At 72.4% G+C, this 18153-nt stretch carries 20 protein-coding genes and 1 riboswitch; of the genes, 6 read left to right on the forward strand and 14 right to left on the reverse strand.

Annotated features, from left to right (window positions below; all coding sequences use genetic code 11):
* Nucleotides 1-5: 5 nt before the first annotated feature.
* The 3 genes from JAP66_RS28390 to JAP66_RS28400 all read right to left on the reverse strand — a co-directional run bounded on the left by JAP66_RS28390 (nt 6) and on the right by JAP66_RS28400 (nt 1088).
* Nucleotides 6-380, reverse strand: coding sequence for a barstar family protein (locus JAP66_RS28390; protein WP_199434931.1), 375 nt, complete (start codon nt 378-380; stop codon nt 6-8).
* Complete coding sequence (locus JAP66_RS28395; protein WP_199434932.1) at nt 377-796, reverse strand: guanyl-specific ribonuclease; 420 nt, start codon at nt 794-796, stop codon at nt 377-379. Before JAP66_RS28395 ends, JAP66_RS28390 begins: the two co-directional genes overlap by 4 nt.
* A 79-nt stretch (nt 797-875) precedes the next feature.
* Nucleotides 876-1088, reverse strand: a complete 213-nt coding sequence (locus JAP66_RS28400) for a hypothetical protein (RefSeq protein ID WP_199434933.1) — start codon at nt 1086-1088, stop codon at nt 876-878.
* 59 nt (nt 1089-1147) lie between these two features.
* On the opposite strand from JAP66_RS28400, the gene JAP66_RS28405 reads away from it, so the two are divergent.
* Both JAP66_RS28405 and JAP66_RS28410 read left to right on the forward strand, forming a co-directional pair.
* Nucleotides 1148-2113 carry a quinone oxidoreductase family protein gene (locus tag JAP66_RS28405; RefSeq protein ID WP_199434934.1) on the forward strand — a complete coding sequence of 322 codons (966 nt, stop codon included), beginning with the start codon at nt 1148-1150 and terminating at the stop codon, nt 2111-2113.
* A 110-nt stretch (nt 2114-2223) separates the two neighbouring features.
* A complete protein-coding gene (locus tag JAP66_RS28410; protein ID WP_199434935.1) occupies nt 2224-3258 on the forward strand; it encodes an alpha/beta fold hydrolase in 1035 nt (344 codons plus the stop codon).
* A gap of 1 nt (nt 3259) precedes the next feature.
* On the opposite strand, the gene JAP66_RS28415 is transcribed toward JAP66_RS28410, so the two are convergent.
* The gene (locus JAP66_RS28415) at nt 3260-4312 is read right to left on the reverse strand and encodes an NAD(P)H-dependent flavin oxidoreductase (RefSeq protein ID WP_199434936.1); all 1053 of its coding nucleotides are present in this window, start codon (nt 4310-4312) and stop codon (nt 3260-3262) included.
* 102 nt (nt 4313-4414) lie between these two features.
* Here JAP66_RS28415 and JAP66_RS28420 point away from each other — a divergent pair, with 102 nt between their 5' ends.
* On the forward strand, nt 4415-4861 hold the full coding sequence (locus JAP66_RS28420) for a pyridoxamine 5'-phosphate oxidase family protein (protein WP_199434937.1): 447 nt from the start codon (nt 4415-4417) through the stop codon (nt 4859-4861).
* Between the two features lie 69 nt (nt 4862-4930).
* On the opposite strand, the gene lepA is transcribed toward JAP66_RS28420, so the two are convergent.
* On the reverse strand, nt 4931-6781 hold the full coding sequence (lepA, locus tag JAP66_RS28425; protein WP_372449020.1) for a translation elongation factor 4: 1851 nt from the start codon (nt 6779-6781) through the stop codon (nt 4931-4933).
* Nucleotides 6782-6898: 117 nt separating this feature from the next.
* On the opposite strand from lepA, the gene JAP66_RS28430 reads away from it, so the two are divergent.
* A complete protein-coding gene (locus tag JAP66_RS28430; RefSeq protein WP_199434939.1) occupies nt 6899-7498 on the forward strand; it encodes a class I SAM-dependent methyltransferase in 600 nt (199 codons plus the stop codon).
* 7 nt (nt 7499-7505) lie between these two features.
* Here JAP66_RS28430 and JAP66_RS28435 read toward each other — a convergent pair whose 3' ends face one another.
* The 5 genes from JAP66_RS28435 to JAP66_RS28455 are packed head-to-tail and all read right to left on the reverse strand — an operon-like array spanning nt 7506 to nt 10973.
* Nucleotides 7506-8522 (reverse strand): WXG100 family type VII secretion target, encoded by a 1017-nt coding sequence (locus tag JAP66_RS28435; RefSeq protein WP_199434940.1) that lies wholly within the window; start codon nt 8520-8522, stop codon nt 7506-7508.
* Nucleotides 8522-8833, reverse strand: a complete 312-nt coding sequence (locus JAP66_RS28440) for an enolase-like domain-containing protein (RefSeq protein WP_199434941.1) — start codon at nt 8831-8833, stop codon at nt 8522-8524. The genes JAP66_RS28435 and JAP66_RS28440 overlap by 1 nt, the downstream gene beginning before the upstream one ends.
* A 4-nt stretch (nt 8834-8837) precedes the next feature.
* A complete protein-coding gene (locus tag JAP66_RS28445) occupies nt 8838-9320 on the reverse strand; it encodes a YbaB/EbfC family nucleoid-associated protein (RefSeq protein ID WP_307849753.1) in 483 nt (160 codons plus the stop codon).
* Nucleotides 9321-9343: 23 nt separating this feature from the next.
* On the reverse strand, nt 9344-10609 hold the full coding sequence (locus JAP66_RS28450) for a DUF6346 domain-containing protein (protein WP_199434942.1): 1266 nt from the start codon (nt 10607-10609) through the stop codon (nt 9344-9346).
* Nucleotides 10593-10973, reverse strand: coding sequence for a VOC family protein (locus tag JAP66_RS28455; RefSeq protein WP_199434943.1), 381 nt, complete (start codon nt 10971-10973; stop codon nt 10593-10595). The genes JAP66_RS28450 and JAP66_RS28455 overlap by 17 nt, the downstream gene beginning before the upstream one ends.
* Before the next feature lie 238 nt (nt 10974-11211).
* On the opposite strand from JAP66_RS28455, the gene rpsT reads away from it, so the two are divergent.
* Entirely contained in the window at nt 11212-11472 is a 261-nt protein-coding gene (gene rpsT / locus JAP66_RS28460; RefSeq protein WP_199434944.1) for a 30S ribosomal protein S20, read from the forward strand.
* A gap of 149 nt (nt 11473-11621) precedes the next feature.
* Here the strand turns inward: rpsT and holA are convergent, their stop codons facing one another.
* Complete coding sequence (holA, locus tag JAP66_RS28465; RefSeq protein WP_199434945.1) at nt 11622-12602, reverse strand: DNA polymerase III subunit delta; 981 nt, start codon at nt 12600-12602, stop codon at nt 11622-11624.
* Between the two features lie 114 nt (nt 12603-12716).
* A riboswitch (SAM riboswitch) is annotated at nt 12717-12849 on the forward strand.
* A gap of 13 nt (nt 12850-12862) precedes the next feature.
* Between holA and thrC the strand changes: the two genes are divergently transcribed.
* Entirely contained in the window at nt 12863-14125 is a 1263-nt protein-coding gene (gene thrC / locus JAP66_RS28470; RefSeq protein WP_199434946.1) for a threonine synthase, read from the forward strand.
* Nucleotides 14126-14128: 3 nt separating this feature from the next.
* Here thrC and JAP66_RS28475 read toward each other — a convergent pair whose 3' ends face one another.
* The 3 genes from JAP66_RS28475 to JAP66_RS28485 are packed head-to-tail and all read right to left on the reverse strand — an operon-like array spanning nt 14129 to nt 18134.
* Entirely contained in the window at nt 14129-14767 is a 639-nt protein-coding gene (locus JAP66_RS28475) for a class I SAM-dependent methyltransferase (protein WP_307849754.1), read from the reverse strand.
* A gap of 26 nt (nt 14768-14793) precedes the next feature.
* Nucleotides 14794-17247: a ComEC/Rec2 family competence protein gene (locus JAP66_RS28480; protein WP_307849755.1), complete on the reverse strand. Its 2454-nt coding sequence runs from the start codon at nt 17245-17247 to the stop codon at nt 14794-14796.
* Entirely contained in the window at nt 17244-18134 is an 891-nt protein-coding gene (locus JAP66_RS28485) for a helix-hairpin-helix domain-containing protein (RefSeq protein WP_307849756.1), read from the reverse strand. The genes JAP66_RS28480 and JAP66_RS28485 overlap by 4 nt, the downstream gene beginning before the upstream one ends.
* Nucleotides 18135-18153: the final 19 nt, after the last annotated feature.

Raw genomic sequence — 18153 nt, forward strand, 5'->3', positions numbered from 1 at the left:
CGGGGCTAGGTGTCGGCCAGCACGACCGTCAGCGTGCGGCTGTCGGCGCGCTCACCACCAGAGGCGAGCGCGCGCTGGGCGTCGGAGAGCACGCTGTGCACGGCGAGGTAGGACTTCGGATCGGCCTGCTTCAGCACGTCCGCGCCGACCCAGATCAGCACGTGCTCCCCGGAGGGCAGCCACGACAGGTCGGTCAGGCAGTCGTACAGCGCGTCGAGGTTGCGGCCGAACCAGTCCGGGAAGGACAGCGCGACCGCGATCGCGTCGAGGGTGCCGAGCCGGTCGTCGTGCTGGGCGCCGTCGAGCACGTGCGTGTGCGCGCCGCGCGCCCGGGCCTGGTCGGCGAGCGTCTTCGCATTCGGTTTCGGGGTGACGTTCATCGGTGCGGATCCACGACGACGAAGGAGACGTAGTGGTCCCCGGTGTAGTACAGCTCGCGCTGCTCGCCGGTGACGAGCCTGCGCGCGCCACGGTCGGGACTCCCCGGAGTCTCGACCGTGTACTCGCGGTAGTAACCGGATGGCTTCTCTGGCAACAACTTCTCCCTATTGCCGAACGTCGTACCGTCGCTTTCCGGATACGGGTACGGTCCCCCCGCCTCGATCAGCCGCCACGTGTCGCCCGCCTCGGGCGGCAGGGCGGACAGCGCCACGACCCGCAGCCCCGAGTCCGCGCCCGGCAGGCTACCCGGCCCGGTCTCCGGCCCGCCAACCGCGACGTCCCTGACGATCCACCCGCCGAGCGCCAGCACCAGCAGCCCGATCAGTGCGGCGCTGATGCGCCTGCGGGAGAACATGGGTCTCACTCTAGGCCGTCCCTGTCCAGGGACACCGGCCGACGTCCGCGGCCGAGCCGAGCCGCGCGGAGCCCGCCGCCTACCCGGCGGGCTCGTCCGGGTTCCGGGCACCGCCGCGCCGCACGCCCGTGGCGATGCCCGCGAGGACGTCGACGACGCGGTGGATCACCCAGCCCAGCAACAGGCTCAGCGGCACCAGCACAGCCATGACCAGCACGAACTGCACCGGGAACCACTGCTGCGCGAGCCACAGCTCGGCCCCGTCCCACCAGCCGGACACTCCGTCGAACACAACCGGCAAGAATACGCCGCCCCTCGGCCCCGGCAGTACCGGGCAGGTAGGTTGGCGCCATGTTCGCCGTCTACGCCAAAGAACCCAACGCTGACGACCCGCTCGCCTCGCTGGTGGCGGGTGAGCGGCCCGAGCCCGACGTCCCCGACGGCTGGGTGAAGGTCGCGGTGAGGGCAGCCAGCCTGAACATGCACGACATCTGGACACTGCGCGGCGTCGGCATCAAGCCCGAGCAGTTCCCGATGATCCTCGGCTGCGACGGTGCCGGCGTGCTCGACGACGGCACCGAGGTGGTGCTGCACTCGGTGATCAACGACGAGTCGTGGCACGGTGACGACACGCTCGACCCGAAGCGGACCCTGCTCACCGAGAAGCACCAGGGCAGCTTCGCCGACTCGGTGGTCGTCCCGGCACGCAACGTGCTGCCGAAGCCTGCCGGCCTCTCCTTCGCCGAGGCGGCCACGATGGGCACCGCCTGGCTCACCGCGTACCGCATGCTGTTCGTCAAGTCCGGCTTGCGGCCCGGCCAGACGTTCCTCGTGCAGGGCGCCTCGGGCGGCGTTGCGACCGCGCTCGTCCAGCTCGGCAGGGCCGCCGGCTTCCGCGTCTGGGTGACCGGGCGCAGCGAGGAGAAACGGGCGCTGGCGGAGCGGCTCGGGGCGCACCAGACCTTCGAGTCCGGCGCGCGGCTGCCGGAGCGCGTCGACGGGGTGTTCGAGACGGTCGGGAAGGCCACCTGGTCACACTCGGTGAAGTCGCTGAAGCCGGGCGGGATCATCGTCGTCTCCGGCTCCACGAGCGGGCCGGACGCCAACGCCGAGCTGCAGCGGCTGTTCTTCCTGCAGCTGCGCGTGGCGGGCTCGACGATGGGTACCCGGGACGAGCTGGCCAACCTGCTCTCCTACGTCGACCTGGCCGGAATCCACCCGCAGATCGGCGCCGAGCTGCCGCTGAGCGAGGCGGCACAGGGCTTCCGCGACATGCTCCAGGGCGCCACCGCCGGAAAGATCGTGTTCACACACTGACCGAGATCTGCACGCTGACCTGCGAAGAGTCTCGTTGACACACTGCCGATACGCGTTTGTTATCCACAGCGCGAGGCATGAAACCGCGTGTCATTGGCTACTCTTGGGAAATGACCGCGGTGCAGCGGGAGGCCTCGCCGGCGACGGCGAACCCGGAAGTGCCCGGCCCAGAGATCCGGGTCGGGCACCGCCGCTTCGCGGGTTTCCGCACCAGGGTGCTCGAGGTCGGACCGCGGCCCGCGGAGGTCGGTGCGGGCCGCCGGTCCGGCCTGCGGCGGAGCAGGCGCCCGGGCCAGACCCGCACCGCGCCCCGGCTGGTCCTGCTGCACGGCTACTGCGACAGCGCCGACACCTGGCGCCCGGTGCTCGAACGGCTCGCCGAGGATGGCCACGCGGCCGTCGCGGTCGACCTGCCCGGCTTCGGTGAAGCCGACCCGCTGCGTCCCGGAGCCATCCTCCCCCAGCTGGACGCCTTCACGGCCGCGCTGCTCAGGGAGCAGTCCGTGCTCGGCAGTGTCGTGCTCGCCGGCAACTCGCTCGGCGGCACGATGGGCCTGCGTGCCGGGCAGAACCCGCGGCTCCCGGTCTCCGGAATCGTCTCGATCGCCGCCCCCGGCTTCGTCGACTCGTGGCTCGTCCGCGCGGTCGGCCGGTACCCGCTGCCGTTGCGCCTGTACTCCGCCCTGCCGCTGCCCGTGCCCGGCTTCGTCGTGCGCAGGGTCGCCGAGCAGGTCATCCCCCGCCTGCTCTACGCCGACGCCGGCACCGCAGAGCAGCACCACGTGCGCCGGTTCGCCGAACTGTTCCCGGACTACCGCTCCACCACCAGCAGGCTGGAGCAGGCCCGGCAGCTGGTCGGCGAGCTCGCCGAGGCATACCAGCCGGACCGGGTACAGGTCCCGTTGCTGGTCGTGGCCTGCGGGAAGGACCGGCTGGTGAGCGCCGCGGCTGGCAGGCGGCTGCACGCGCTCGTGCCGCACAGCAGGCTGCTGCTCCGCGACGACTGGGGGCACTGTCCCCAGCTCGACGACCCGCGTTCGATCGCCGAGCTGCTGACGTTCTTCGCCGCAGGCGCACGCAGGCAGTCCGCACCGGGCAAGACGGCCGGGGCCGCGTCGACCGGGGCCACCGAGGCCGCGGGCTGACTCAGCCGAACAGCTTCCCGCCCCGGCCGAGCGCCTCCTGTGCCTGTACGCACAGTCTCTCGATGATCTCCGCAGCCGGGCCCGAGCCGGCGGCGGGATAGGCCTGCCCCGCCCACAGCGACATCGCCTCCGGGTCGCCCGCCTCCCCGGCGGCGGAGCGGATCGGCTTGCTCATGTGGTGGATCTGCGGATAGGCGGGTGGCGCGTGCTCGGAGTGCTCGCGGGAGAACTGGTTCACCAGTCCCCGGGCGGGGCGCCCGCTGAACGCCCTGGTGAACGCGGTCGGCCGGTCCGCCTCGGCGAGCACCCGCCGGTGCACCGGATGGGTACCCGCCTCGTCGGCCCTGAGGAAGGCCGTGCCGAGCTGCGTCGCGGTGGCACCCGCGACCAGCGCCGCGGCGACGTCGGCGCCGTGCACAAGCCCACCCGCGGCGACCAGCGGCAGGTCGGTCACGGCCGACACCAGGCGCAGCACGGCGAGCAGGCCGTACACGTCGCCGCCCGCCGGAGACTCCGGGTCGTCGGTGAACAGGCCGCGGTGGCCACCGGCCTCGAATCCCTGCACGCACAGGCCGTCCGCACCCGCCGCGGCCGCGTGCCGCGCCTCCTCGGGAGTGGTGACCGTGACGAGCACCTTGCTGCCCACCTCGTGCAGCCGTGCGATGTCGGCCTCGATCGGCGTGCCGAAGGTGAACGACACCACCGGAATCCGCCGCTCGACGACCAGGTCGATCTTGGCCGCGTAGGCGTCGTCGTCCCAGCGCGGATCTCCCGGCTCGACGCCGAAGTGCCGCGCCTCCTCCAGCAGCCGCCTTGCGTACGGGCGGGTGTCCACAGTAGAGCGGATACCGGGCACGAACAGGTTGATCCCGAACTCGCCACCGGTCAGCTCCCTGGTCCGCTCGATCTGGCCCACCAGCGCCGCCGCGCTCAGATAGCCGCCGGCGAGGAAACCGAAGGCGCCGGCGCGCGTGGCCGCGCCCACCAGCTCCGGCGTGGAGGGGCCACCGGCCATCGGCGCGACGATCACGGGGACGCGCAAGCTGTCGAACATGCGCCAAGCGTACGAACCGCCACCAGGCCGCCACGACTCGGTCATATCCACGCCGCTTCCGCGCGGCTGAGAAACGAGCGGGTGGCCGTTACGCTGGGCTCCATGCCTGCCGATCTCGCCCTCGTCCGCCGCCTCGCGGCCGCGGAGAACGGTCTCGCGACCATCGCCACCACCCGTCCGGACGGCACCGTGCACGCCTCCGTCGTCAACGCGGGCGTGCTCCCCGATCCGGTGTCCGGCAACACCAGCGTCGGCCTGGTGGCCCGCGGCGGCACCCGCAAGCTGGAGCACCTGCGACGCTCCGGGCACGCCACCGTCGTGTTCCGCCGGGGCTGGGAGTGGGTCTCGGTGCAGGGGCCGGTGCGGCTGATCGGGCCGGACGACCCTGACCCCGACTTCCTCGCCGACGGCGTGCCCCGCCTGCTGCGGGACGTGTTCACCGCGGCGGGTGGCACGCACGACAACTGGGGCGAGTACGACCGGGTGATGGCCGAGGAGCGCCGCGCCGCGGTGTTCGTCGAGGCGGCCAGGATCAGCGGCAACGGCTGAGCCCGTGGCCCTCGTGAGTGCGCACACGAGTTCTCACTCGCGTAGCCACTCACGAGGCGGGCGGGCGGCCTACTTCTTGCCCTTGCCCTTGTCCGGGACGCTCTCGGTGGACAGGGCCGCGACGAAGGCCTCCTGGGGCACCTCGACCCGCCCGACCGTCTTCATCCGCTTCTTGCCTTCCTTCTGCTTCTCCAGCAGCTTGCGCTTACGCGAGATGTCGCCGCCGTAGCACTTGGCGAGCACGTCCTTGCGGATCGCGCGGATGTTCTCGCGGGCGATGATCCGCGAACCGATCGCCGCCTGGATGGGCACCTCGAAGTGCTGGCGCGGGATCAGCTCGCGCAGCCTGGTCGCCATCCGGTTGCCGTAGGCGTAGGCGGCGTCCTTGTGCACGATCGCGGAGAACGCGTCCACCGGCTCGCCCTGCAACAGGATGTCCACCTTGACCAGGTCGGCGGTCTGCTGGCCCGCCTCCTCGTAGTCGAGCGAGGCATAGCCGCGAGTGCGTGACTTCAGCGCGTCGAAGAAGTCGAAGATGATCTCGCCGAGCGGCAGCTGGTACCGCAGCTCGACGCGTTCCTCGGAGAGGTAGTCCATGCCGAGCAGCTGACCGCGCTTGCCCTGGCACAGCTCCATGATCGCGCCGATGAACTCCGACGGCGCGATGACCGTCACCTTGCTGACCGGCTCGTGCACCTCGGCGATCTTGCCGCCGGTGGGCCAGTCCGACGGGTTGGTGACGATCCGCTCCGTCCCGTCCTCCAGATACACCTCGTACACCACGTTCGGCGCGGTGGAGATCAGGTCGAGGTTGAACTCGCGCTCCAGCCGGGCACGGGTGATCTCCAGGTGCAGCAGGCCGAGGAAGCCGCACCGGAAGCCGAACCCGAGCGCGACCGAGGTCTCCGGCTCGAAGCTCAGCGCGGCGTCGTTGAGCTGCAGCTTCTCCAGCGCGTCGCGCAGCACCGGGTAGTCCGAGCCGTCGACCGGGTACAGCCCGGAGAAGACCATCGGCTGCGGCTCCCGGTAGCCGGGCAGCGGCTCCGTGGCACCCTTGCGCTCGGCCGTCACCGTGTCCCCGACCTTGGACTGCCGGACGTCCTTCACCCCGGTGATCAGGTAACCCACCTCGCCGACGCCCAGCCCCTTGCTGGCCTTCGGCTCCGGCGAGATGATGCCGACCTCGAGCAGCTCATGGGTGGCGTTGGTGGACATCATCCGGATCCGCTCGCGCGGCGTGATCTTGCCGTCCATGACCCTGATGTAGGTCACGACACCACGGTAGGTGTCGTAGACCGAGTCGAAGATCATCGCCCTCGCGGGCGCGTCGGCGTCGCCCTCCGGCGGCGGCACCTGCCGCACCACCTGGTCCAGCAGGTCCCGGACGCCCTCGCCCGTCTTCGCGGACACCCGCAGCACGTCGCCCGGCTCGCAGCCGATGATGTGCGCCAGCTCGGCGGCGTACTTGTCCGGTTCGGCGGCGGGCAGGTCGATCTTGTTGAGGACCGGGATGATGTGCAGGTCCTTCTCCAGCGCCAGGTACAGGTTCGCCAGCGTCTGGGCCTCGATGCCCTGCGCGGCGTCCACCAGCAGGATGGCGCCCTCGCACGCCGCCAGCGCCCGCGAGACCTCGTAGGTGAAGTCGACGTGCCCCGGCGTGTCGATGAGGTGCAGGACGTGGTCCTGGCCGTCGACGTTCCAGGGCAGGCGCACGTTCTGCGCCTTGATCGTGATGCCCCGCTCGCGCTCGATGTCCATCCGGTCGAGGTACTGGGCCCGCATGGCCCGCTCCTCCACCACGCCGGTGAGCTGCAGCATCCGGTCGGCCAGCGTCGACTTGCCGTGGTCGATGTGCGCGATGATGCAGAAGTTCCGGATCAGCTCCGGTGGCGTGAAGGTCGTGTCGGACAGACGTGTCACTGTCACTCGGGTTCCTCGATCGGTCGGGGGTGGCGACCTCCATGTTCCCATGCGGCCGAGCCGGATCTCCGGGTCATCCCCGATGCGAATCTCGCGGCGCTGTGTTGACCTCGAAGTATGAGTACTCAGCTAGCCCAGGTGCTGGACCGGACGTTCGGCCACCCGCGCGGCCTGCTCGGCCGGATCGGCGGGGCGGTGATGGCCCGCGGCAACGCGGCGACCGAGCGGCACGTGGTCGAGGTGGCCGGCCTCGCACCGGACGAGACGGTGCTCGTCCTCGGGCCGGGGCCCGGGATCGGACTGGCCGCCGCCGCCGAGCGCGCGAGCCTGGCGATCGCCGTGGACCCGTCCGAGGAGATGCTCGAACAGTGCAGGCAGCGATGCGCGAGCGCGGTCGCGGACGGCACGGTGCGGCTCCGGCTCGGTTCCGCCGAGGACACCGGCCAGGAGACCGGCTCGGTCGACGTGGTGCTCAGCGTGAACAGCGTCCAGCTGTGGGAGGACCGGCCCGCGGCGTACGCGGAACTGCTCCGGGTGCTGCGTCCCGGTGGCCGCCTGGTGCTCTCGGCGCACGAGAAGTGGCTGCCGGTGCCCCGGCACGAGCTCGCGCGGGAACTGGCGGCGGCCGGGTTCACCGATCTGCAGACCTGGGTATGGGACCCGCCCGGCCGGGCGGCGGCGCGCGCGGCGCAGCTGCGTGCGCACGCGCCGCGTTGACCGGCGGCTACTTCCCTTCCCTGGACTCCTGCGCGGCCTTCTCGTAGTTCTCGTCGGCGTTCGAGCCCTCCTTCGCGGCCTCGTAGACCCCGACCCTGCCGATGTTGCCCGGGTCGATCGTGTCGGCAAAGCCGTCGCGGTTGCGCTTGGCGAACGCGCCGTCCACCTTGTCGGCCAGGTTGCCGACGCTGTCCGGCAGCTTGTTCTTCAGCACGCCGCTCCAGTCGCCCATCGTGTTCTCGACCTGGCGCAGCGCCTGCCCGTGGCGGCCTGCGGTCCGGCCGAGCGTCTTGGCCGTGTCGCCGAAGCGCTTGGACATCTTGCCCAGTGCCTGCACCGCCCCGCGAAGCTTGCGGAACCTGCTCAGGATGTTGGCGAGCTTCATCAGCAGCTTGGAGATCTTGCCGGCGATCTTGCCCGCCGTGGCGGCTCCGCGAGCGACGGCCCATCCGGTGAACGCCGCGATCGAGCCGCCGAGGGTGAACCAGCTGCTGGCCAGCGCCGCGGCCGCGGCGATGACGATCTCGGACACCACATCGGCGATCAGATCCCGGATGATGGCGCGCACCGTGGCGACCAGCACCCCGGACCCCTGTACGGCGTTCGACACGCTGGTCGAGGCGTTCTCCAGCGCCCGGATCTGCTCGACGATCTGCCCCGCCGTCTCCCGGTAGCGGTCGGCCGCGTCACCCTCCCAGCTGGCGATCTCCGTGGCGAGCGCCCTCTCGTAGTCGGCGGCGATCTGCCCGACGTCCGAGCGGACCTGCTCGCCCCAGACGGCGGCGACCTCGTTGATCTTCGCCGGATCACCGGCGAGGTCGTCCAGCGGCTCCCTGAGGAAGTCGAGATGCTCGATCAGCCAGCCGATCCCGGCGCTGAGCAGCCCGCCGAGCGGGTTGGCGACGAAGCCGAGCGCGTCGAGGCCGAGCGCGACGCCGTCCATCGCCCAGTCCTCGGGATTGTCCAGATCCTGCGCGGCGGTGTTGACCGTGTCGATGATCCCCGCGCCCGCCGTGTCCACCATCACTGGCCCCCGAACTTGTCGAGCAGATCGCGGATCTCGGTCTCGATCTGCCGGTAGTGCTCGCCTGCCGCCTTCACGCCCTCGCCGAAGTCGGTCAGCCCGCTGCCCATCTCCTTGATCGCCTCGGCCGTCTCGGCGATCTGCTCGCGCGCGTCGCCGCTGAACGCCTGGCCGATGATCCCGTACGTCTCGATGCCGAGATCGACACCGCCGCCCGTCTCACCGGCCTTGGTCAGCCGTTCACCCAGCTTGTCCACCGTCGCCGAGTGCGTGGCCAGATCCTCCGGCGTCGACTTGAATCCCTGTCCCATTCGTTCACCTCAGAATCGAGCCACCGAAGGACTCTCCGTCGTCGTTGTCGTTGTCGCGGTCGTCACCGCGGGACGTGCGGGGCCTGCCGCCCGCCTCGTCCTCCCGCGCCGCCGGTTCGGGCTCCTCCTCGAGCGCGGTGCCCACCTGCTCACGCAAGAACTCCATCGCATCCGACTCGCCGACGAGCGGCAACAGCGCGTCCTGGGTCTGCGCGGCGGCGTCGGCATGTGCGGCCTGGATGGTCCGCGTGATGGTCGCGGCGAGCCGGTCGTGGCCCAGTTCGAGGGCGCGGGGGGTCAGTTCGAGCTTCTCCAGGCGCCCGCCGGGGGCGAGCACGACCGACACCGTGCCGTCCTCGCTCGCGGCTCTGGCTCGCACGTTCTTGATCTGTTCCTGCGTCTGCTCCGCGCGGCGCTGGATGTCACCGACCCTGCGGGTGTAGTCGGCGAGCCACTGCTCGGCGCGTCCCATGCCTTCGGCTGCCACCCTTATCCCTTCCCTTTCGCGTGCTACGACGTGGCGCTCCCGCCGACGGTTCCGGATGCCGTGAGATCGGTGTCCCGGAAACGCGCGAGGAGCAGCTCGAGCCTGCGGTGCCTGGTCTCCGTCGTGGCCAGCCACACCACCGCCAGCAGGGCCAGCAGCCCGGCCTGGCTCGCAGCGGCCAGCCACACCGCAGGCGGGGCCGCCGACGGCACCACCCCGGCGGCACGCACGGCCGCCCACGCGGCCGCCCACGCGGCCAGCGCGATGAACGATAACCCGGCTGCCAGCCCGGTCAGCCGATCCCGGCGGCGCGTTGCCTCCGCCTGCCGCAGCCGTGCGCCGGCCTTCTTCTCCGACGATCCCTTCCCCGAGTCGTCGCGCGCCAGGTACGCCGGTCCGTACCGGAACAGCCGTGCCGCGTCCCGGCGCGCGGCTCCGGCCATCGTGAGCAGCAGGGCCGCCAGCGCGAGCCCGACGATCACCACGGCCGTCGCCGGCGGGTCCACCAGCAGTGCCCGCTCGATCTGCGGCCACGGCGAGACGAAGTCCCGGGCCCGGGGCGCGTCGAAGCGCGGCACGGTGGCCAGCGGCACCGCGAGCGCGACCAGGCCGCACCAGGCGCCGAGCAGCCGTAACCGCAGCACCAGCCGGGGCACCGGGGCGGCCTCGCGGTCCTCGTCGTCCAGCGGCCAGGCCGCGGCCACCCGTTGGTGTGTCCGCCGCTGCTCGATCGGGCTGGTACTGCGGGCCGGGGCGCGCGGTGCCCCGCCACTGCGCCCCTCACCACTGCGCCCCTCACCACTGCGCCCACTCCGAGCCCGGGGCCGGAACACGCGGTAGCCCGCGTGCAGCGCGCCGATCCCTGCGGCCACCGCGGCGAAGCCGAACGCGATCGTGACTGGCAGTTCCAGTGCGGCGAAACGGGCGCTGTCGTTGCGGCCGAGCGACGACTCCTCGCGGAGCCCCTCGGCCACGTCGAGATACACCGGCACCGGGCTGCCCGCGTCGCCCGGGCGAAGCTGGCCCGGTGGGAAGGCGAGGCGCTCGGTGTCGCCGTCGGACCAGCGAACGTCCGCCGTGCAGCGGTAGGTGGTGCCGAGCCCGTAGCGGCTGACCGGGCCGTACTCGGTGCACTCGTGCACCGACGCGGTGCCCACGCGCTCGACCTCGGGCCCGCCCCCGGAGATCGACCGGGACACGGTGGCCCAGCCGAGCAGGACGAGCAGCAGGGCCAGGCACCACAGCAGGGCGCGGGCGATCCGGCCCGCGGCGCTACGCGGTGCGGACATCGGTCCGCAGGGGGTGGTCGGCCGGGATCTCCACGAGCACGATGCGGGTGCCGTCCGGGTCGGAGATCCACGCCTCGTCGAGGCCCCACGGCTCCCGCCGCGGTTCGCGATCGGGCTCGACGCCCTTCGCCCGCAGTTCGGCGACGGTCGCGGCGAGGTCACGGACCTGCAGCCACAGCGCCACGTCCGGCGTGGGCCCCGCGCTGCCGCGGCCGACCACCTCCAGGAAGCCCTGGCCGAGGAAGAACACGGTGCCGCCGGGGAACTCGCGGTAGATGGCCAGCCCGAGCGTGTCGCGGTAGAACGCCGTCGTCACCGCGGGGTCGGTGGGGTGGACCAGTACGCGACTGCTCAGCACGTCCATGGCCTAAGATTCTCATGCCGGGGCAATCGCGGCCGACAGGACGAGCACCAGCGCCGTGCCGTTCACCGAATGCCCTCCCCACCCTGCTCCGGAACCCTGCGTACACGCCGTGTACCCTGGTCAGCCGTTGCCGTGTGGCATTCCGCAATGGAGGAAACCTGCCGTCGTCCGGACGAGGCGGCCAGGGCCGGCAGAGCGCGGCACGAACCCAGCGACACACGACTGAAGGAGCGCCCGCGTGGCCAATATCAAGTCCCAGATGAAGCGCATCAAGACCAACGAGAAGGCGCGCCAGCGTAACCAGTCGGTCCGGTCGTCGGTGAAAACCGCGATCCGCAAGTTCCGCGCGGCCGCCGACGCCGGTGAGAAGGACCGGGCCATCGAACTGCAGCGCGACGCGGCCCGGAAGCTGGACAAGGCGGCCGGCAAGGGCGTCATCCACGCCAACCAGGCCGCGAACAAGAAGGCCGCGATGGCCAAGCGGGCCAACCAGCTCTGACAGCACCGAGAGCGGGCGCCGCGCCGAGCGGACGCCTGCCCGGCGGAAACCCCGGCGACTCCGGTCGCCGGGGTTTCCGCAGGTCATCGGTCGTGAGTGCGTAACAGTGTTCTAACTCGCGTACGCACTCACGAGAGGTGACCAGGCACTCAGCGCTTCTCCCTGGCCGCCACGATGTCCAGCACGGCGCGCTCGATCGCGTAGTCCGGGTCCGCGGCCGCACCCTTCACCTCGGCGTTCACCCGCGCCGCGATCCGCATCGCGTCGGCGAGGCCGGCCGTGCTCCAGCCACGCGACTGGCCCTGTGCCTTACGGATCTTCCACGGCGGCATGCCCAGCTCACCGGCCATCTGGTTCGGGTTGCCGCGGCCGGCGGCGGAGACCCGGGCGATCGTGCGCACGGCGTCGGCGAGCGCGTCGGCGAGCAGCACGTGCGGCACCCCGATCTGCTGGGCCCAGCGCGCCGTCTCGAGCGCAGCGGCCCGGTCGCCCGCGACGGCCTTCTCGGCGACCGCGAAGCCGGAGACGTCGGCGCGGCCCCGGTGATAGCGCCGCACGGCCTCCTCGTCGACGCTGCCGCCGGAGTCGGCCACCAGTTGACCGGCCGCGGCGGACAGCTCGCGCAGGTCCGAGCCCACCGAGTCGATGAGCGCGATCACCCCGGCGGCGTCGATGCGGCCACCTGCGTTACGGACCTCGTGGCGGACGAACGCCTCCCGCTCGGCCGGTTTGGTGATCTTCGGGCACTCGGTGACGGTGGCGCCGGCCTTGCGCAGCGCGGCGGGCAGCGACTTGGCGGCCTTGCTGCGGCCGCCGCCGCTGTGCACGACGACGAGCACGATGCCGTCGGCCGGGTTCGCGACATAGGCGAGCACGGCGTCGGCGATCTCCTGGGACATCTCCTGCGCGGCGTCGAGGACGACGACCCGGCCCTCGCTGAACAACGACGGGCTCACCAGCTCGGCCAGCGCCGGTGCGGTGAGCTCGGACACGCGGACCCGGGTCAGGTCCGCGGTCGCGTCGGCCAGGCGCGCGGCGTCGAGCGCGGCGCGGACGGCGCGTTCGACGAGCAGTTCCTCCTCGCCGAGCACGAGGTGCAGCGGCGGCGGCGTGGTGGCTGGCGCGGTCACGTCGTCGATCCTGCCACGGTGACCTGGCCCGCATTCCCGTGGCCGGATCCGATCGCGATGGCGTACGGTATATCCGGAAAGCCGCGCGCTCCCTTGGCCGGCACAACTGAATACCGCTCATCCAGAGGGGCAGAGGGAACGGCCCGTTGAAGCCCCGGCAACCGGCGTCAGCCTGTCATCTCGATCCCGCGAGGTAGCTGACGATCACGGTGCCAATTCCGGCCCGCGCCAGTGGGACAGATGAGGAAAGGAACCTCGCGATGACCGCAGCCCTCGACACGACCACCACGCGCTCCGTCAACCTCGGCCCGGCCGTGGAACTGGTCTCCAAGGAGGAGGGCCACCGCCAGCCGCTGGCCCCGGAGTTCGTCTCCGCGGAGGACTTCTCGCCGCTGGAGGTCGCCTACGACTTCGGCCGTGTCCGCCGGGAGGACATCGAGGCGGGCCCGCGCAACATCTGGCGTTACAAGAAGCTGCTCCCGGTGCCGTCGAACGTCGAGCAGATCCCGAACACGGAGCCCGGCTGTACCCGGCTGGTGCGTGCCGACCGGCTGGCGAAGGCCCTCGGGGTCCGGCGCCTCTGGGTCAAGGACGACACCGGCAACCCGACGCACTCGTTCAAGGACCGCGTGGTCGCCGTCGCGCTGGCCGCGGCCCGCGAGTTCGGCTTCGACACCCTGGCCTGCCCGTCCACCGGCAACCTGGCGAACGCGGTGGCCGCCGCCGCGGCGCGCGCAGGCTGGCAGTCGGTCGTGCTCATCCCGTCTTCCCTCGAGCGCGCGAAGATCCTCACCACGGCCGTGTACGACGGCGCGCTGATCGCCGTCGACGGCAACTACGACGACGTGAACCGGCTCGCGACCCAGCTCGCCGCCGAGCACGAGAGCTGGGCGTTCGTGAACGTCAACGTGCGGCCGTACTACTCCGAGGGGTCCAAGACCCTCGGCTTCGAGGTCGCCGAGCAACTCGGCTGGCGCCTGCCGGAGCAGATCGTCGTGCCGATCGCCTCCGGTTCACAGCTGACCAAGGTCGACAAGGGCTTCCGTGAGCTGGGCGAGCTCGGCCTGGTCGAGCAGAGCCCGTACCGGATATTCGGTGCGCAGGCCACCGGCTGCTCGCCGGTGTCCGCGGCGTTCCGTGCAGGCCACGACGTGGTCCAGCCGGTCAAGCCGGACACCATCGCCCGGTCGCTGGCGATCGGCAACCCCGCCGACGGCCCGTACGTGCTCGACACCGTCCACCGCACCGGCGGCTCGATCGAGGACGTCAGCGACGAGGAGGTCGTCGACGGCATCAGGCTGCTCGCCCGGACGGAGGGCATCTTCACCGAGACGGCCGGTGGCGTCACCGTGGCGACGGCGAAGAAGCTCATCGACAGCGGCAAGATCGACCCGGACGCCGAGACCGTGCTGCTGATCACCGGCGACGGCCTGAAGACCCTGGACGCGCTCGAGGGCCGGATCGGCCCGAAGGCGACGGTCGCACCGTCCGCCGCCGCGGTCAGCGAGGCACTCGGCAGCTGACCCTCACGCGGGTGGCTTGACCGCCGTGACGCGCTCCACGATGCCGCCGCGGTCGGCTCGCCGGTAGACGACCTCCAGACCGGTGTCACGAAGCGGGCCGACCATCTCCCGGAACTGTGAGTCGGTCGCCCTGGTGGCCGCGATCCGCTCGATCCCGCGCTGCACGGCGCGGACCACGCGATGCGGGCTGGCGACGTGCCCGAGCAGGACCAGGTGCCCGCCAGGGCGGAGGACCCGGTGCATCTCGCGCACCGCGAGCCGGTCGTCGGGCACGCTGCTCAGGCCCAGCGTGCAGATGACCGTGTCGAACCGTGCGGCGGGGAACGGGAGGGCCTGCGCGTCGCCCTCCACGAGCCCCACCGGCAACCCCAGCTCCGCGACGCGCTCGCGGGCGAGCGCGAGCATGCCGGGGCTGAGGTCGATCCCCGTCACGCGGGCGCCCGGCGGGTAGAACGGGAGGTTCCGCCCGGTGCCGACCGCGACCTCGAGAACGTCCCCGCGCGCCTGCGAGCAGGCCCAGGAGCGGCCGTCGCCGAGCATGAGCCGGTCGTACCAGCTGGTCTCCAGGTCGTACCGGGGAGCGTAGGAGTCGTACTCGGACCGGATCCGCGCGGTGGCCTCTCGATCGACGATGATCCGCACCTCTCTCTCCGTGTCTCTCCGTACCGTCACCTGTGTCCGGGTACAGGTTCCCACAGTCCGGGATGGCGGGGAGGTCCACGAGCCCGGCCGCGGCGGACCACCGCCGGGCCCCGGCTGTCGGCCACGACCGCCGTGTCGCCGCCGGTGTCCGTACGCGCCACCAGCGCACCGGTGGCGGCGAGCATGCCGAGCGTGGTCCGGTTCGGGTGGCCGTAGCCGTTGTCCGCGCCCACGCTCACCACCGCGATCCTCGGCTCGACCGCGTTGACGAAATCCGGGACCGTGAACCGGCTGCCGTGGTGCGGCACCTTGAGGATCTCGGCCCGCAGGTCCACCTCGGCGGCGAGCAGGTCGGCCTGCGCCGCGAGCTCGACATCGCCGGTGAGCAGTACCCGGCCCGCCGGGGTGTCGGCGCGCAGCACCACCGATGTGTTGTTGATGGCGCTGCCGTCGTCCTCCTCCGACTGTGGCGGCACGTACCGCGGACCGAGCACGTCGATCCGCAGGCCGCGCCAGCGCAGCCGGTCACCCGCGGTCAGTTCGAGCAGCGGCACACCCTGCCCGGCCGCCTCGGCCGCGACCCGCCGCCACGCCCAGGCCGGCACGCGCCCCGGCCCCACCGCGACGGCCCCGACCGCACGGCCCTCGAAGATCGACGAGAGGCCGCCGATGTGGTCCGCGTGGAGGTGGCTCAGCAGCACCAGCGGCACCCGGTCGACGTCCAGCCGGTCGAGACACCGGTCCAGCGGCCCCGGTTCCGGGCCCGCGTCCACCACCACCGCCCGCCCCGGCTCGCCGGTGGACAGCACGACCCCGTCGCCCTGTCCGACGTCGCAGGCGACCAGCGCCCAGCCGGGTGGCGGCCAGGACGGCGCGACCACATGCACCGGCACGAGGACCAGAAGGACCGCGGCGAGCCCCAGCGCGAGCAGCAGCCGGGCTGGGCGGTGCCGCAGCGCGAGCACCACGAGCACCACGGCGCCCACCGCGAGCAACCCGCCCCACCAGCCGCCGGGCCACGGCAGGACCGCACCGGGCACGGCCGCGGCCTCGCGGGCGACCAGGATCAGCCAGCTCACGCCCGGACCGGCGAGATGCACCAGCAGCTCGGCCGCCCACGGCCAGAAGACCGCCAGCACAGCGGCGAGCACCCCCACCACCGTCACCGGAGCGACCACCGGGGCCGCCAGCACGTTGGCGACCACGGAGACCGTGCTCACCTCGCCGGACATGCCCGCGATCACGGGAGCGGTGACCAGGAAGGCGGCCAGCGGCACCGCCAGCCCTTCCGCGAGCCCGGCGGGCACGCCCCGCCTGGACAGCGCCGCCGCCCACCGGGGCGCCAGCAGGACCAGACCCGCCGTCGCCACCACCGACAGCGCGAAGCCGAAGCTGACGGCCAGCGCCGGATCGTGCAGCACGAGCACGCACACCGCCGCGGCGAGCGCGGGCAGCGCCGAACCGGCGCGCCCGAGCAGCAGCGCGAGCAGCGCTATCCCGCCCATGACGCCGGCGCGAAGCACGCTCGGCTCCGGTCCCACCAGCACGACGAACCCGGCGAGCACGCACCCCGCGGCCAGCGCCGACGACCGTGGTCCGCACCGCAGCGCCCGGAGCAGGAGCAGCACCGCGCCGCACAGGATCGCGATGTTGGCACCGGAAACGGCGGTCAGATGTGACATCCCGGCGTCGAGGAACTCCTGTTCCACCCGTGCGGGCAGCGCGCTCGTGTCGCCGACCACCAGCCCTGGCAGCAGTCCCGCCGGTTCCTCGGAGAGCACCGAGCAGACGGAACGCAGCGCGCCACGTACCGACTCGGCTGCCCGCTGCCACCAGGGGGCGGCGCCCGGCCGTTCCGGTGGCCCACGGACGAACACGACCGCCGCGGTCAGCTCGCCCGGCCGTGGCGGCACCAGCGAGCCGCGTGCCGTGACCTGCTGCCCGGGCAGCATCCCTGACCAGCCCGCGGACGGCGCGATGAGCAGTACCCGCCCGGTGGTCGGCACGCCGCGTTCCCGCACGGTGGCGCCGGCGGCCTCGGCACGCACGAGAACCGAGCGCGCACCACCCGCCTGGCCGGCGTAGCCCGGCGAGCGCAGCGCCCGGGGCCGTTCCGTGATCGTCACGCGAAGCTCGGCCTCGCCGCCTCGCTGCGCGTACCCGCGCAGCGGATCGTGCTCCGCGGCGGCCAGCCGCATGCTGAGCGAAGCGGCGGCGAGCAGCGCGCACAACAGCAACACGACGGCTCCCGCCCGCCGGGACGGCGCTCCGGTGTCCACTCCGTACCGTCGGCAGGCGCCCCGCCACAGCGCGATCGTCGCGACGACCACACCCGCCGTGGCGCAGGCGATGCTCGCCCACCAGCCCCACAGCAGGCCGAGCAGAGCCGACAACCATACGGTGACCGCCGCGGGCACCAGCCGCAGATCGTGCCGGCGCACCCGCTCGGCGGGAACCGCGGTGCGGACCGGCCACGTCACCGGACGCTCACGTGCTCTCGCACGCGCTCGAACCGCTTGTCCCCGATCCCGTCGACCTCACGCAACTGCTCCACGGCAGCGAACCGGCCGTGCCGGGTGCGCCACTCCACGATGCGCTGCGCGGTGACCTCCCCGATACCCGGCAGCGTCTCCAGCTCCTGCTCCCCCGCGCTGTTCAGGTCGATCGCACCGGCCGCATCCGCCGCGGGGCCCGAAGCCGGGTCCACCGCCACGCCGGGCACGGCTCCCGGCGCCCGCATCTCCGGCGGCACCGGCACCCCCACGTACAGCTGCTCCCCGTCGGTGAGCCGTCGCGCCAGGTTGATGGTGGCGAGGTCGGCGCCGGGCACGGCGCCTCCCGCCTCCCGTACCGCGTCGGCGACGCGTGCATCGGCGGGCACCGTGACCAGCCCGGGCGAGACGACCTTGCCCACCACGCTGACCACGAGCGGCCCTGCATCCGTGCCGGTCGGGGATGCGGGGCCGGTGGTGCCGGTGGCCGGAACCTCGCGGGCGACCGGCAGCGGCGGCGGGGCCTCGTGGGCCGGGTCTCCCACGAGTAGCAGCGCGGCCAGAACCGCCACGGCGACGGCACCGAGCACGGCCGCGACGACGGCCACCCGGCGCCGGTGCCGAACGGCGACGCCCGTGCCAGGACCCGCCGGGAGCCAGCGTTCGACGAGACGGCCGCCCCGGGCGGCGGGCGGAGGGGACGGGCCGCCGGAGCGGCCGGGACCCTGACCGGTGAGCCGTGCCGCCAGCTGGTCGAGCCGCACCCGTGACGAGTGCGGCCGCTGCTGCGCGGCGGTATCTCCGGTGTCTGTGGCTTCTGTGGCTTCTGTGGCTTCTTCGCCGTCCGTGGACAGCCGATGCGTTTGCTCGAACACACGATCGACGCTAGGCCGC

This window comes from Qaidamihabitans albus, assembly GCF_016464705.1.
GTDB lineage: Bacteria > Actinomycetota > Actinomycetes > Mycobacteriales > Pseudonocardiaceae > Qaidamihabitans > Qaidamihabitans albus.